Below are 13317 nucleotides of genomic sequence, written 5' to 3'. Positions count from 1 at the left end.
TACTGTACCAATATGAAAAGAGAAGAAACGGTCGACTATAACATTAAAGGGTTGTGGCACAGCATTTCTCGGATGTACAATCAGTACGGGGCAAAGTATGACGTTACAGCCTCCACAGGTTTTGTTCTCTTAAACATTGATGTGGAAAACGGAACACCAGCTACCAAAATTGCACCGCTACTAGGTATGGAATCCAGAAGCCTTACTCGTATGCTTAAGGCAATGGAGGAAAAGGGCTGGGTATATCGTGAGAAGGACCCAACCGATGGTCGTTCAGTCAGAATTTTTTTATCGGATATCGGTAAAGAAAAAAGAGAGCTTTCGAGAAGAGCGGTTCGGGAATTCAACACGAAGATTCGGACACTTATACCTCAAAGTGATCTAACAAGCTTTTTTAAAGTTGTCCAACAAATTAATGCAATCATTGACGACCCTTCTTTGTTTGATAAAATAGCAGAGGAGATTTCAAAAGAATTTGCAGGCAATGGACTCTTACACAATCATTAACTCACAGAATAAAAAATATAAAACCTAAAATGAAACGAACCATTAAGAAAGCAGCAGTTTTGGGATCCGGAATCATGGGATCACGTATTGCCTGTCACTTCGCCAATATTGGCGTAGAAGTGATTTTGCTTGATATCGTGCCTCGTGACCTTTCTGATAAAGAAAAGGAAAATCCCGCTGCAAGAAACAAGTTGGTAAATGATGCTCTTCAATCTGCCATCAAATCAAATCCTTCTCCGCTTTATGATAAGTCAAAAGCGAAGTTGATCGAAACAGGAAACTTTGATGATGATATGAAGCGCATCAAAGAGGTAGACTGGATCATTGAGGTGGTGGTTGAAAATCTTGAAATCAAGAAATCACTGTTTGAGAAAGTAGAGCAGCACAGAGAACCAGGAACGCTGATTACCTCCAACACATCTGGCATTCCAATTCACTTGATGCTGGATGGTAGAAGCGAGGATTTTCAAAAGCATTTTTGTGGCACCCACTTTTTTAACCCGCCGCGATATCTGAGGCTTTTGGAGATTATCCCCACACCAAAGACAGATCCTGAAATCGTCGATTTCTTCATTCATTATGGAGATCTTTATCTTGGAAAAGAGACAGTACTTTGTAAAGACACACCGGCATTTATTGCGAACAGAATTGGAGTATATGGGATGATGTCTACCATTCATGTCGTGGATGAGTTGGGGCTTACGGTCAATGAAGTAGATAAACTAACCGGTCCGGTAATTGGACATGCAAAATCAGCAACCTTCAGAACATCGGATGTGGTAGGGCTGGATACGCTAGTCAATGTTTCGAACAACTTGTATGCGGCTCTTGAGAAAGATGAATCGAGAGATAAATTCAAACTCCCTCGAGTGGTTCAGAAGCTTTCGGATGAAAAGTGGCTTGGAGATAAAACCGGACAAGGCTTTTACAAAAAAGTAAAGAAAGACGGTAAATCAGAAATACTTGAGCTCAACCTAAAAACTTTTGAATACGAGGAGAAATCTAAGGCAAAGTTTGATGTAATGGACAAAACCAAAAACATGGAAGATGTCCGTGATCGACTGCCTGTATTGTTGAAGGATGAAGGAAAAGCTGGCGAGTTTTATCGCAAGACGTTCTATGATCTTTTCAAATATTGCTCGAACCGAATTCCTGAAATAGCAGATGAATTGTACCGCATTGATCAGGCAGTAGCTGCGGGTTTTGCCTGGGAGCTAGGCCCATTCGAATCCTGGGATGTATTGGGAGTAGAGGAGACAACTGCGAAAATGAAAGAAGCAGGAATGGAGCCTGCAAAATGGGTGGACGAAATGTTGAGTGCAGGAAACAAGTCATTTTACAAATTTGAAAATGGTAAAAAGCACTACTACGATATCCCTTCTAAATCCTATAAAGTAATTCCAGGAACTGAAGGCCTTGTTTTCCTTGATGCGTATAAAGCAAATAATGTCGTATGGGAGAAAGCAGGTGCTACCATTTATGATATTGGTGATGGCGTTCTCAATCTTGAGTTCCACACAAAAATGAATTCGGTAGATGCGGATGTTATCGAAGGTATTAACACTGCTATCACGATGGCCGAGAAAGATTACCGGGGAGTGGTTATTGGTAATGAAGGCCAAAACTTCTCAGCTGGTGCAAACCTGGCGATGCTTTTTATGTATGCGGTAGATCAGGAATTTGACGAAATCGACCTGATGGTACGTACGTTCCAAAACACCATGACGAAAGCAAGGTTCTCGAGTGTACCCGTAGTGGCGGCAACATCCGGACTTGTTTTGGGAGGTGGTTGTGAGCTTTCGCTTCATTGTGATGCCATACAAGCTCATGCAGAATCATATGTCGGATTGGTTGAAGTTGGTGTCGGTTTAATACCCGGAGGTGGAGGAACCAAAGAGATGACACTTCGAGCAGCGGATGATTTCACGCCTGGAGATCCAGAGTTGAACACATTGCAGGAATACTTCATGAACATCGCTACAGCTAAAGTGGCCACTTCTGCTGCTGAAGCGAGAAACATGCACATTCTTAGAGGTGGAGATGAAATCACGCTCAATAGAACAAGGTTATTGACCGATGCTAAGGAAAAAGTATTGGCATTAGCGGACGCTGGATATACTCAACCCGTTGAACGAACAGATATAAAGGTTCAGGGTAAAGCAGCATTGGCAATGTTTCATGCAGGAATCAGTGGAATGCAGTACGGTAATTACATTTCGGAGCATGATAAAAAGATTGGACAGAAACTTGCCTGGATTATGGCAGGGGGAGACCTATCTGCTCCAGCGGAAGTTTCAGAGCAATATCTGTTGGATCTTGAAAGAGAAGCATTCTTGAGTCTTTGTGGCGAGCCAAAAACATTGGAACGAATTCAAAGTATTCTTTTCAAGGGTAAACCTCTTCGTAATTAGACATTAGATGTAAGAATCTAGACATAAGATTATGCACAACTTCAGAGACTTCAATGTTTGGAAAAGAGGAACAGAATTGGTTAAGAACATTTATTCGGCTACTTCTGATTTTCCAAGTGAAGAGAAATTTGGAATCACATCTCAGATAAGAAGGTGTGCTGTTTCGATTCCATCCAACATTGCGGAAGGTTCAGGAAGAAAAACGGATAAAGATTTTTCTAACTTTCTCTCAATATCGCTTGGATCACAATACGAACTCGAAACACAACTTATAGTCAGTAGTTCACTTGGTTTTTTACAAGAAAAAGTACTAGAAGAATTATTAAATGAGTTAAATGAAATTCAAAGAATGACGAGAGCATTAATTGATAAATTCTCTTAAATCTTTCGTCTTTTCTCTTAAATCTAAAATATAAAAACATGAACGCATATATAGTAGCAGGATATAGATCGGCGGTAGGCAGGGCCAAAAAAGGAGGTTTTCGTTTCTACCGTCCGGATGATTTAGCAGCAGATGTGATCAAACATCTTGTAGGATCAATCAAAGATTTTGATGCCACCCGAGTGGACGACCTTATTGTGGGGAATGCAATTCCGGAGGCAGAGCAAGGACTTCAAATGGGCAGGTACATTTCACTTCTTTCTCTTCCTATTTCTGTTCCGGGTATGATTATCAATAGATACTGTGGTTCAGGCCTGGAAGCAATTCATCTAGCTTGTGCAAGGATTCACTCAGGCACGGCTGATTGTATCATCGCTGGAGGCACAGAGTCCATGTCGCTTGTCCCAATGATGGGATACAAGGCAGCCCTCAACTGGAAAATTGCCAAAGACCACCCAGAGTATTACTTAAACATGGGACTCACGGCTGAAGAAGTTGCAAAGGATTTCAACATTTCTGCAGATGACTCAAACCAGTTTGCGATGGAATCGCATCAAAAGGCAGCCAAGGCAATCAAAGAAGGAAAGTTCAAAGATGAGATCGTTCCGATTACTGTGGAAGAAACTTTTGTTGGTGAAGATGGGAAACGGCACAAAAAAGAATTTGTGGTGGATACCGATGAGTGTGTGAGAGAAGAAACCAACATGGAAGGTCTGGCAAAGCTTCGACCAGCATTTAAGCAAGGCGGACAAGTGACAGCCGGAAACTCTTCTCCAACTTCTGATGGTGCAGCTTTTGTGATGGTGATGAGTGAGAAGATGGTGAAGGAGCACAACCTGGAGCCAATTGCGCAAATGATTAGCTACACAGCAGCAGGTGTGGATCCGCGAATTATGGGAATCGGACCGGTGGAAGCAGTGCCAAAAGCACTGAAGCAGGCGGGAATTAAGCAAAATGATCTTGATCTTGTTGAGTTGAATGAAGCTTTTGCAGCTCAATCTCTGGGAGTGATCAGAGGCTTGGATTTGGATACAAGTAAATTGAATGTAAACGGAGGAGCAATTGCACTTGGGCACCCGCTAGGATGTACCGGAGCAAAACTTTCTATCTCTCTATTCAACGAAATGAGAAGAAGAAAAAGTAAATACGGAATGGTAACCGCTTGTGTAGGTGGAGGCCAGGGAGTTGCAGGAATCTATGAGTTTCTGAATTAAAACATGTAGTAGTAGCGGTTAGTAATGAAATGGCCATTCATCTGCCAACTGGTGGATGAATGGCCTTTATTATTTATCACCAAGTCGTCTTAGTGTCTTAACTTGGCTAAAAAATAACTTCTTAAAAAATGAGAAAAATTCTATCACTTACCATCTTGTCTGCATGGTCGTTGGTATCAATAGGTCAGACAGATAAAGAGCTGGCAGACAAATCTGTAAATCAGGGAATCATAAAAAGTCACATTGGATTCTTAGCCTCAGACGAACTAAAGGGAAGAGATACCCCATCGGAAGGCCTTAAGATTGCTGCAAAATATATTGAAAGCCGATTTGTGGAGTATGGTGTACAATTGGCACCAGGCATGGACAGTTATTTCCAGCCGGTTCCTATGAAAAAGGTAAGCCCACCGGAATCGGGCACTATTAAAATTGGTGAAACAGAGTTGAAACTCAACGATGACTTTGTGATAATGGATGGAAGCTCTTCTATTTCCAACCAACCATTCTTTTATGCGGAATACGCAATGCCTGAAGAACTGAATAGGGCTGACGTGGAAGGAAAGGTTGTTTTTGCTCTGTGTGGAGATGGAAAAAGCCAGAGTCCTCAGGAGTGGTTTACTCTAGCTGGTGAAAAAAGAAAGAAGGTTAAAGAACTAGGTGGAATGGCATTGGTTGAGCTTTATAATAGTCCACAAATTCCCTGGAATTTTTTGGTTAGATATCTAAACAGGGAGCAAGTAGTAATAGATGAGGGAGACGATAATGAACAGTCAATGGCTCATATCTGGCTCAACAGATCTGCTGATGATGTTTCATTTTTGGAGTCTGGCACTTCAGCTTCTATTGATATTCCGGCCAGCAAATCAGAAAAGTTTACCTCTCAAAACATCGTAGGTTACCTACCCGGAGCAGATGACAAGTTGAAAGAGGAATTTGTTGTTTATTCCGCTCACTATGATCATGTTGGAATTGGACAGGCAGATGCAAACGGAGATAGCATCTACAATGGTTCAAGAGACAATGCGGTAGGAACTGTGACAGTTTTAAGTGCCGCACAAAACTTAGCGTTAAACCCGACAAAGAGGTCTGCCCTTTTCGTACTCTTCACCGGAGAGGAAAAAGGCCTGTTGGGGAGCAAGGCATTTGTAGATAATTCTCCGATTGACCTAAGTAAGATCGTATACTGTTTCAATTCAGATAATGGAGGATATAATGACACCTCCAAAGCAACAATCATTGGGCTGACCAGGACGACAGCTGAAGAAATGATCATCGAAGCATGTAAGGCATTTGGATTGGAGGCAATAGAAGATCCCGCACCAGAGCAAGGCCTCTTCGATCGCTCGGACAATGTAAGGTTTGCGGTGAAGGGAATACCGGCACCAACTTTCAGCATGGGTTTTACTGCGTTTGATGACGAAATCACCAAGTACTATCACCAGGCGGGTGACAACCCCAACACGTTGGACTATGTGTATTTGGAAAGATTTTTCAAGAGCTATGTTTATGCCTGCCGCTTGATTGGAAACAGCAAGAAAGCGCCTTTCTGGGTGAAGGGGGATAAATATTACGATTCAGGTAAAGAGCTCTACAAGTAAGCAAAACAAAAAAGGCCCGAAAAAGGGCCTTTTGTATTTTAACAGGATTGGTAGTGTGGATTTTACTAAAATGTTTTTGTTGAAAATACCTGGGAGTCCACTATGTGAGTGAGATAGTTGGCAAACCAAAGGATTAAGCGAAAACCTTGGACTCCCGGTATCTTCATAGATTAACCATCAACCTAAGAGCTTATCATCTATTTTGAATAAATGACAATATGAAATTAGGAAAGTGCCAGGATTGAATTTTGCGTGAAAACACCCCGTAGTGCGCCTTAAAATCACAATGCTCTGAAAAACAATTAGTTATAAAAAAATTGAATTTTGGAATTACCCAAAAACAGGTAGAACAATACCCAAAAGTGGGTAGTAGCTAAATGGTTGCTATTCCGTTCTGAAAAGCGAACTTTACCAGACCAACGGCATTTTTTGCCTTTGTTTTTTTCATGAGGTTCTTTCGGTGGGTGTGTACGGTCTGTTCACTCACAAAAAGTTTCTCACCTATTTCTTTCATCGTGAGTTCCTGACAAATAAGCTGAAGGATTTCAATTTCTCTAGGGCTTATGTCGGCGCGTCGGGCTACACCTTTATCAATGCCATTCTTCTGGATTTTCTTATGAAGAGCCTTTGAGACTAGCTGATTATAGTAAAAGTCATTGTTCGTTACCGACACAATTGCCTTATGTACTTCCTCTGGGTCGGCATTTTTTAAGAGGTAACTGTGAACACCAATTTCAATCAAATCAGAAATGATCTGAAGTGAGTCATGCATTGAAACCATGATGATCTTTACCTCAGGATATTTCGAAACAATTTTTTTAGCCGTTTCCCACCCATCGAGCACGGGCATTTCCAGATCCAGAAGTATAAGGTCAAAGTTGTTTTCGGAAAGTTTTTCAAGTGCCTGCTTCCCGTTTTCAGCTTCATCTACACTTCCCACCTCGTCGAAGGAATCCAGTAACATCATGGTGCCTCGTCTGAAAAGGGTATGGTCATCAGTGACCAAAATGCTTAGGTTGTCTGGTTGGTTCATCTCACGCTCACTTCATCTTGAAATTAATCAATTGAGCGGTCTATTACCAAATTTACTTTTGCTCCACCTTCATTTTTGTTTTCAAAAGACACACTTGCATTTATGGCCTGCGCCCTGTTTTTGATATTTAGTAAGCCCATTCCCTGGCTGTTTTCCAAAACTTCGGAAGGAAAGCCCTTTCCATTATCGGCGTATTGGATTTTCAATTGGGAACCAGCTTTAGCAAGAGAAAACTCTACTTCTGTGGCGTCAGCATGTTTAATAGTATTATTCAAAAGCTCTTGAACAATCCTAAAAAGCATCAACGAATTTTGCCGATCCAATTCTTCTTCAGTATTCCACTGAGTGATTATTATAGATAAAGAATCACCCGACACCTTATCAAAAAGGTCTTCGACAGCACGTTTTAATCCATATTTATCCAGTATGATTGGCATCATCTGATGCGAGATGCCCCGAACCTGAGAGATGGTGTCATCCAGGTGACCAAGAACAGGTCCCAGCGTTTGAATGTCGCCTTTCCTTTTAGCTACTTCCAGGTTCAGCTTGATGGTGGAGAGCATAGCTCCAACCCCATCGTGCAGTTCTGTTCCCAGTCGATTTCGCTCGGCTTCCTGAGATTTTAGGGTAGCATTGAGCATTTCAGTTTGATGCTTAGTCTTCACTTCCTGTATCTCCAGCTCATTTTCCAGTACCCTCCTACGGTATAGCAACACAAAGAACACCACGGAAAAAGCCATCAGCATAACCCCAATGGTTCCAATGATCACAAGCAAAATGACTTTACTTTCCATTTACTTTCGGATTTGGAAAAAGATCATGATCAAGCTGTTGTGAGAATCCACTTTCTGAAGAGAACATCTGCGAATACCCGAGTAACGGTTCAGGTCAGCCAAAATCCAGTATACATCAGAAGACGTCAATTTTGTATTTTATTCTTGGCATGATACGCTTTGGAGAAAGCATACAAAAACCAAAGAGCTCCACCAAAGATAAGCCCTGTCCCATACACCACGATATTAACGATGATTTCAATCATGCGGCTTCAGCTGGTTTTAGAGTGTCAGGATATCCTTTGTCGATTAGGACAAGGGCATAGAAAAGGATGAAGTTTTTACCAACATTAGCAATCAGATTTATTATCCATACAATCGTATATGCTTCAGAAGATATTTGTAAATCAAATACTAAATAGTTGTTAAAAATATTTTGAAGAAATAGCATACTGTAGTAGACAAAAAAGGAGGTTGCTATCCAAAAAACGGGATGATATTTCAATTTTTCCCCAGGCCTTTTTAAAAGTTGAAAATGAAGGTATAGCGAAAGAATTATGAATGAAATATTACTCCACAAGAAAACAAATGTGTTTGACTCTGTGAAACTGTAAAAGAAGATAAATGAGATAGATGCACCAAGAACAAAGCCTGCTACTAAACCTGTTAATAAGGTTTTTGGTATGTTAATAACCTTTTTAAAAGTCCAAAGTACGAGGAAAAAGTTTATTATTAACCAACAATTTCCAATAATAAAGCTGTTTGGGTAAACCAATCGTATAAAAAAATAATTTAATGTATCAGCCAAGAAAGATGCAAAAAGGATCAAAAATAATCCTGAAGCTACTTGGTTTACTTTTAGTTTGGTGAATAGATAATACAGGATTCCAGCGATAGCTGAAATCCTACTTAAATCCGTTAACCAATCATTAAAGGCTTCCAAGCTTATATTCCTTCAGGACATTTTGGAGGACAAGATTCGCTAAAGTCGGCAGGATCATCTCCCGGGTCTCTTAAACTAACAGCAGCCCCAAGTGATTTCATCTTTCTGTCAAGAATGTTTCCATCAGCATCCGCTGGAAACATCACTAGTTTTTCTTCGCCTTCATCATTTATTGCTTTAAAAAACCAAATGCCTTCACAGCCTTTATAGTTCACTAGTTTTTCAATCACATCATCCCCAAACAACCATCCATGTGTACTGTTCGGATTTTCTTTTTGATATTTTTTCACCCATTTCTTGGCTTTCGATTTATCCATCGTTTTACCAATTTTTCTTACGTTTTTTTCTTTCATAATTCTATTGGATTAGTTGGTTTGAAGACAATGGTAGTGCTACCTGAGAATTAATCAAAGAGGAGGGAGGAAAAGCAGCGATAAAATACCCAAAAGTGGGTAGAGATTTTGTCGAAAAAAGAAAAGGATAGTATGAAATTAGACCAAAGTTGAAGAAGCAACTATATTTGCTCTCCACATTAAAACTGATGAGAAAATGGCAATGCTAGGAATAATAATCGGACTGTTTGTTTTGGCTATTCTATGTCCGTTCATCTTACCAAACAAGATGGTAAGCAAGCACTCAAGAGATCACGAAGTAGACTAAATGGTTTAGTGCTTCTTTTGTTTCTCTTTTCTTGCGTTTACAAACAGTAGTGCGTGAGCAAATGCCGCAAGAAAGATGATGATGTTAACAAAAATGTTTACGCCTTCGGTTACTGCTGGATTTGTTAAGTTCATTTGTTTGCCTGTTTTGATGCGAAGATAGGTTCTTTCATTGCTTTCAGCAATTTTCTTACATCCATTTCATCATTATACACATGTGGTGAGATGCGAATAGAATCCCCACGATAACTCACACTCACCTTGTTTCTTACGAAAGACTCTTTGATTTTAGCTAAATCAATGGTTTTTGGAAGTCTCACACCAAATAAATGATGGCTTCTGTTTTCCGGCTTTTCTATGTTGAAACCAAGCTCGAGCATTTCTGCCACAGCGTCCTGCATAAGGTCTTTTGTATAAGATTGAATCGCTTCAGGGGTCCACCGAACAAGTTGTTTAACACCTTCGTGCAGCATGGGAATTAAAATAAAATTGCTATGCTCACCAACCTCGTATCTGAGCGCTTGCTCTCTATACTCTGGCTGATAGTTTACAAGCTGAGAAAAATCGTCACTATCCAGTCGGTTAATCCAGTTTTCTTCTATCGGCACGCCACCGTCAAAAGCAGGTCCATAATATGCCAGACCAATCGAGTATGGCCCCATTAACCACTTATATCCGGCGCAGATCAAGGCATCAGGTTGAATTTTGGAAATGCTAAATGGCAAAGCCCCGACGGACTGTGTTCCGTCCACGACAAGAAGCCCACCGACTTCATTCAGCTTTTTTCGGATGGCGTCTAGCCGAAAAAGGGTACCATCTGACCAGTGAATATGACCCAAAGCAACAACACGCGTTTTGGAGGTGATTGAGCTTAAGATCTTTTCATTCCAGCTCTCACCTCGATTTTCGCTATCGGTTGGAGAAACGGTAGTAACCTCAAATCCTCTTTCTTTCAAAACCAACCAGGGATAAACATTGCTTGGAAACTGCTCACTACAAATAATTATTTCACCGTCTTTAAAAGGAAGGTTATTGATCACATTGGCAATTCCGTATGAAACGGACGGGATGACGGTGATCCTGTTTGGCTCTGGGTTATCAATGAGTTTTGAATAATGACTTCTAAGATCTTCTGTCTGCTGAAAGAATTCTTCCGAGGTGATATGAAATGGTTTTCTTTTTTTCTTCAAACCCTCAATCCCAGCCTTTTCTACCTTTTTCATCAAAGGAGACATATATGCACAATTGAGATAGGCGTACTTGCGCTGAAGGTTAAATTTTTGTCGCTGGCATTTCATAGTTATAATTACTCAGATGAAGTTCAAGCTTTTTGAATCGAAGGCTAAAGCAAAAGAAGTCTTAGCAAATAACCAACCCAGGCTTGTGAGGGCGGGGAGCAAAGAGATTTGTATTGTCCTTTCCTCGGAGACCATTTTCGCATTCCAAAATGAATGTGCTCATATGGGAGAAAGGCTCCATGGAGGAAAAATAAACTACCTGAATGAAATTGTCTGCCCACTACATACCTATCGGTTCAACATTAAAACCGGAGAAGAGGCACAGGGGAGGTGCAATTCTTTGAAAACCTACCTCGTGATAGAATCAGACGAAGGAATATTTATCGACTGCTAGCCTATTCTGAAAAACTTCACTACAGAAACTAACCAATCCGCAATGCTTTGAGCAAACTCATTTCCTGAGCCCCGACCTACGATGTAAAGCACGAAAAGCACGTATATGGTCAGCAGCAAGTAGGACTTTCTTTTTCCAAAATAGTTGCCACTGGTGAATATGACTACCGCTACAACGGTAAGCAACCAAAGCAAGAACCGAAGTTCACTACTTAAATCCACAATTTCTGGCGGCATGTGAATAGGTCCGTTGATGATTGTGAAGATGAAAAGAGGAAAACCAAGGGCGAAACAAATGTCGAAAATGTTGCTACCCAGCGCATTCGAAATTGCATCATCGTACTGACCTCTTTTCGCATCTTTGATGGAAATGATCGTATCAGGGAAACTGGATGCAGCGGAAGCAAGTATCAGCGCCACAAACATCACGGGAATATTTAGTCCGTTGAACTCTCCAAGGCCAGCCACTGAATATGTGTCTGCTCCGATCCATTCGCAAGCCAGCACCAAAAAGTAACAAACCATGGCAATGGAAAGAGTAGAGAAAAGCAACAACGACCATGCTCGTCTTCCGCTAATTTTATTATTACCAATAAAAACACGCTCCAGGTCAAATGTGACCAACCCCTTGAAGAAAGGGCCTTGAGGTTCCTCGTCACTTTCAAACACACCTTCATCCAACTGACCTTCTTCCAACATTTCTTCTCTTTCAGATTTTTTCATCGTTGCAAACATGTAAACGATATACACAACATATACGAGCATCAAAAGCATACCATGATACCAGTAAAGGACAGATCCACTAATTAGTATCAGGAAAATCAACTCGGCGATGATGAGCGCTATACCATCTCTCATCAAAACTTTTCTAGACACATGAACCTTTTTGGTCATTTTCATTCCGATCACTGCAAGCACAGCTACGGCAGGAATCACCATCCCATTAAATATGGCACTACCAGCGGTTGTTCCGATCCCTCCGGAGAAGCCTTCGGCATCTGTAAGCACAAATAAGAAGAACAATGAAGTGAACACTTCCGGCATAGAGCTCGCAATTGCGTTGATCGTTGCTCCACGAACACCCTCGGAAAGATTTCGTCCGATGTATTCTGATGCTGTCATAAAACCATCGCCAGCTCGCCAGATAATTATACAGCAAAATGTGATTAGGAGTAGGGGTATTACAATGCCCATGAATAAAATATTACGTTCAAGTGTGTATTAAAGCGGTGACCTCTAAGCTGGAAGGCCTAAATTAACAAAGTTTTTTCAGTGGATTACAAGTTGGTACATCTTTTATCAACATATAATTCAACTTAAAACCGGATTTGTCTAATTTTTCGACTCAAATGAAGACTATATGTATATCAATCTTTCGGGCTTAAACATCCTTGTAACAGGTGCAAGCAGAGGAATTGGGAAAGCTTTAGCTACTAAGTTGGCAGAAGCTGGCGCGACCATAGCCGTGCATTACAATAAAAATGTGCGTGAGGCTGAGAATCTTGCTCATATCTTAGGAAATGAGTCTAAAGCCTTTCAGGCGGATTTTACTAAGCCTGACGATGCAGCTAAGCTTTTTGAGCGGGTGAGCCTGGAGATGGGAAGCGTCGAAATTGTAATAAATAATGCTGGCCTGGCCAAGCCGGCGAATTTGGATGCAAAAGATGATGAGTGGATGAAGGCCTGGAATGAGACCATGATGGTAAACCTGAATTCCGCAGCAATAATCTGTAAGAAGGCAGTCCAGCATTTTGTGAGTAGAAAAGCTGCGGGTAGAATTATAAATATTGCGTCACGGGCAGCATTTAGAGGGGAGGAAGCTGAATACATATCGTATGCCGCATCCAAAGCAGGGCTTGTGTCACTCACTCGGTCTATTGCCAGATCATATGGAAAGGAAGGGGTCAAGGCGTTTGTCATTGCACCTGGTTTTGTCCGCACGGACATGTCCCAGGAATTTATGCAGCAGTACGGCGAAGATCACGCCAAGGGTGACCTGGCGTTGGAGCGACTAACAGAGCCAAAAGATATAGCGCCTCTGGTTACATTTATAGCCAGTGGAATGGCCGACCATGCTACGGGAGCCACATTTGATATTAACGCCGGAAGCTATTTGCATTAAAGGAGTTTCTATTTAGGGATTAATTCCTAAATTAGAAGGACGAA

14 protein-coding genes are annotated in these 13317 nt (G+C 41.2%); 7 read left to right on the top strand and 7 right to left on the bottom strand.

All coding sequences use genetic code 11. From position 1 onward, the window contains the following. The first annotated feature begins 12 nt into the window (after positions 1-12). The 5 genes from ACEQZT_RS06395 (at position 13) to ACEQZT_RS06375 (ending at position 6112) form a co-directional block, all read left to right on the top strand. A complete protein-coding gene (locus ACEQZT_RS06395; RefSeq protein WP_370088387.1) occupies positions 13-507 on the top strand; it encodes a MarR family winged helix-turn-helix transcriptional regulator in 495 nt (164 codons plus the stop codon). Positions 508-536: 29 nt separating this feature from the next. Further along, positions 537-2918, top strand: a complete 2382-nt coding sequence (locus tag ACEQZT_RS06390) for a 3-hydroxyacyl-CoA dehydrogenase/enoyl-CoA hydratase family protein (protein ID WP_370088385.1) — start codon at positions 537-539, stop codon at positions 2916-2918. A 31-nt stretch (positions 2919-2949) separates the two neighbouring features. Then, positions 2950-3300: a four helix bundle protein gene (locus ACEQZT_RS06385; RefSeq protein WP_370088383.1), complete on the top strand. Its 351-nt coding sequence runs from the start codon at positions 2950-2952 to the stop codon at positions 3298-3300. Positions 3301-3338: 38 nt separating this feature from the next. After that, entirely contained in the window at positions 3339-4514 is a 1176-nt protein-coding gene (locus tag ACEQZT_RS06380) for an acetyl-CoA C-acyltransferase (RefSeq protein WP_370088381.1), read from the top strand. A 128-nt stretch (positions 4515-4642) separates the two neighbouring features. Continuing rightward, entirely contained in the window at positions 4643-6112 is a 1470-nt protein-coding gene (locus ACEQZT_RS06375; protein WP_370088379.1) for a M28 family peptidase, read from the top strand. Positions 6113-6485: 373 nt separating this feature from the next. Here the strand turns inward: ACEQZT_RS06375 and ACEQZT_RS06370 are convergent, their stop codons facing one another. From ACEQZT_RS06370 to ACEQZT_RS06345, 6 genes are all read right to left on the bottom strand, one after another. Further along, positions 6486-7145 (bottom strand): response regulator, encoded by a 660-nt coding sequence (locus ACEQZT_RS06370; RefSeq protein ID WP_370088377.1) that lies wholly within the window; start codon positions 7143-7145, stop codon positions 6486-6488. Positions 7146-7168: 23 nt separating this feature from the next. Next, a complete protein-coding gene (locus tag ACEQZT_RS06365; RefSeq protein ID WP_370088375.1) occupies positions 7169-7939 on the bottom strand; it encodes a sensor histidine kinase in 771 nt (256 codons plus the stop codon). Positions 7940-8180: 241 nt separating this feature from the next. Then, positions 8181-8861, bottom strand: a complete 681-nt coding sequence (locus tag ACEQZT_RS06360) for a hypothetical protein (protein WP_370088373.1) — start codon at positions 8859-8861, stop codon at positions 8181-8183. 2 nt (positions 8862-8863) lie between these two features. Then, positions 8864-9214, bottom strand: coding sequence for a hypothetical protein (locus ACEQZT_RS06355; protein WP_370088371.1), 351 nt, complete (start codon positions 9212-9214; stop codon positions 8864-8866). A gap of 312 nt (positions 9215-9526) precedes the next feature. Further along, the gene (locus ACEQZT_RS06350; protein WP_370088369.1) at positions 9527-9655 is read right to left on the bottom strand and encodes a hypothetical protein; all 129 of its coding nucleotides are present in this window, start codon (positions 9653-9655) and stop codon (positions 9527-9529) included. Next, positions 9652-10743, bottom strand: coding sequence for an aminotransferase class V-fold PLP-dependent enzyme (locus tag ACEQZT_RS06345; RefSeq protein WP_370088367.1), 1092 nt, complete (start codon positions 10741-10743; stop codon positions 9652-9654). The genes ACEQZT_RS06350 and ACEQZT_RS06345 overlap by 4 nt, the downstream gene beginning before the upstream one ends. A gap of 91 nt (positions 10744-10834) precedes the next feature. Here ACEQZT_RS06345 and ACEQZT_RS06340 point away from each other — a divergent pair, with 91 nt between their 5' ends. Continuing rightward, positions 10835-11152 (top strand): Rieske (2Fe-2S) protein, encoded by a 318-nt coding sequence (locus ACEQZT_RS06340; protein WP_370088365.1) that lies wholly within the window; start codon positions 10835-10837, stop codon positions 11150-11152. On the opposite strand, the gene ACEQZT_RS06335 is transcribed toward ACEQZT_RS06340, so the two are convergent. Further along, positions 11149-12345: a sodium:calcium antiporter gene (locus ACEQZT_RS06335; RefSeq protein ID WP_370088363.1), complete on the bottom strand. Its 1197-nt coding sequence runs from the start codon at positions 12343-12345 to the stop codon at positions 11149-11151. The genes ACEQZT_RS06340 and ACEQZT_RS06335 overlap by 4 nt on opposite strands. A 166-nt stretch (positions 12346-12511) precedes the next feature. On the opposite strand from ACEQZT_RS06335, the gene ACEQZT_RS06330 reads away from it, so the two are divergent. Further along, positions 12512-13273 carry an SDR family NAD(P)-dependent oxidoreductase gene (locus ACEQZT_RS06330; protein WP_370088361.1) on the top strand — a complete coding sequence of 254 codons (762 nt, stop codon included), beginning with the start codon at positions 12512-12514 and terminating at the stop codon, positions 13271-13273. The last annotated feature ends 44 nt before the right edge of the window (positions 13274-13317 follow it).

This window comes from Ekhidna sp., from assembly GCF_964218185.1.
Lineage (GTDB): Bacteria > Bacteroidota > Bacteroidia > Cytophagales > Cyclobacteriaceae > Ekhidna.
Note: the sequence above shows the minus strand (reverse complement) of the source record. Positions and strands in the feature narration are given on the sequence as shown.